3 protein-coding genes are annotated in these 1,885 nt (G+C 66.5%); all 3 read right to left on the reverse strand.

Features of this window, described 5'->3' with window-relative positions:
* On the reverse strand, positions 1-456 hold a 456-nt coding region (locus EN994_RS29390; RefSeq protein ID WP_245466118.1), incomplete at its 3' end, for a PfkB family carbohydrate kinase.
* Positions 453-1,493: an ADP-ribosylglycohydrolase family protein gene (locus tag EN994_RS29395; RefSeq protein ID WP_063168552.1), complete on the reverse strand. Its 1,041-nt coding sequence runs from the start codon at positions 1,491-1,493 to the stop codon at positions 453-455. The genes EN994_RS29395 and EN994_RS29390, both read right to left, overlap by 4 nt.
* Before the next feature lie 3 nt (positions 1,494-1,496).
* The coding region (locus EN994_RS29400; protein ID WP_164746316.1) for a GntR family transcriptional regulator at positions 1,497-1,885 on the reverse strand (389 nt) is incomplete at its 5' end.

Here is a 1,885-nt window from a genome sequence, read left to right on the forward strand (position 1 = left end):
GATCCAATCAGTGAGCGCATCGCGACTCTTAGGGTAGCTCAGCGTGTAGCCGGAGGTGAACACCCAGTCTCCCGGCGCCACCGCGACCGGCGCCATCATGTCGAGGCTGAGAACGCTCTCCGCACCAGGCCACGACACGAAGGTGCGTTCGGCGTCGCTCGAGATCATGGCGACGCAGTTGCCGCTGTCCATCACGGGCGATGGCGGCGTCAGTGTCTCGATACCCTCGGCTATGAAAGCAGCGCGCAGGAAATCGCCATTGGGCCCGCTGCCGAGTTGGCCGCCGAACACCACCTGCCTGCCGGTGCGGCTGGCCGCCACCATCATGTTGAAGCCACCGCCGGCGACCTGGGCAAAGCTCGATGCCGTCTTTTCCATGCCGGGCGCCGGCAGGGCGTCGATGCGGTAGACATAGTCGACCACGGCACTGCCGACATGGACGAGACGGCCGCTCATTCCGCCGCGTCCTTGCCGGAACCGATTTTCGCCATCCTTGCTGCCACGAGATCGGCGGCGAGCGCGCGAACCTCCGACATGTCGAGGCCGACAAGCCGGGCGATATGCTGTTGCGGCAATCGGGAAAAACCGCTGCAGGCGCCGGCCATGCCGGCAGCGATGGCGCCGATCGTATCGGTGTCGCCGCCGAGATTGGCGCTGATGACGGCTGCTTGCCATGGGTCGCCACGCGCGACTTCCAGCACGGCGAAGGCCGCCGGAACGGATTCCTGGCTGGCGACGCCGGTGCCAACCAGATCGGTGATCAGCCGGATCGCATCCCTGATCGCCTTGCCGTGTACGATGTCTTGCGCCCAGACGATGCGCGCGGCGATGTCGCCGCCGGTCACCCAATGTCCGAGTGTCGCCCCTCGCCTCGCCGCCGCGACCGCGCTGGCGGAAGCGTCGCGCCAGCCACCGCCGGCGACGCCGCGGCTGACGGCTGCCGCAACGGCAGCGGCGGAGGCGATGGCAATCGAGGTGTTGTGCGTGGCCCGGCAGGTCTCAGCCACCTTGCCGACGAATCCTTCCAACGGTTCGAGCGGCATCATGATGCCGACCGGCGCGATACGCATCGCCGCACCATTGGTGTCGCCGCTGCGCCCCGCTTCCTCAGCCGGCATACCATTGTTGATGGCGTCGATGGCGCGTTTGGTCGATGGCCCCAAAAGGTCATAGCTGCCACGCGCCTTAACCTCGCGTTCCCAGTCGAGCAGCGCATTGACCCAGCGCGCGTGGTCGAAACGGTCGCCGGATTCGACCAGGATGCGGCCGAGCAGCAACGCCTGCTCGGTATCGTCGGTGATGGTGCCGGCGGCCAATCCCTTCGACACCGGATGATCCGGGAAAGGCTCGATGAAATCCTCAACATGGCCGTAGAGTTCGGCAATGCGAACCGGCGACAAAAGCTGCGTCGGCATGCCGAGCGCATCGCCCAGCGCTCCGCCGACAAGCGCCCCCATGGCGCGGTCAATAGCCTTGCTGGTCGCATCCGACATCGCTCAGAACCTCATATGCAGCGCAAAATGCGCCGGATTGAGCAGGCTGGTGACGTACTCGATCGGCCGGTCGTCGGCGGCGCGCGTCAGCCGGCGGCCACGCAGGAAAGGCGTGCCTTGCGGGCAGCCGAGGATGGCCGCATCCTCGGCATTGAGCATCTCGATCTCGACCCATTCCTCGCCATGGTCGGGAATGAGGCCGGCGACGCGCAGCGTCTGGTGCAGCGAGCCCTCGCGCAATCCGCGCAACGGTACGTCCTCGAGCTCGGAGGACAATGGCAACCGGCTGCGCTCGATGGAGATCGCATGGCCGTCGCTGGCGTTGGTGCGCACCCGGTCGACGGCGATGAAGAACGGGCTTTCGATGCCAAGCAGCGCAGCCAGATCGGGGT

Origin of the sequence: Mesorhizobium sp. M7A.F.Ca.CA.002.09.1.1, assembly GCF_003998555.1 — a bacterium.
GTDB classification, from domain to species: domain Bacteria; phylum Pseudomonadota; class Alphaproteobacteria; order Rhizobiales; family Rhizobiaceae; genus Mesorhizobium; species Mesorhizobium ciceri.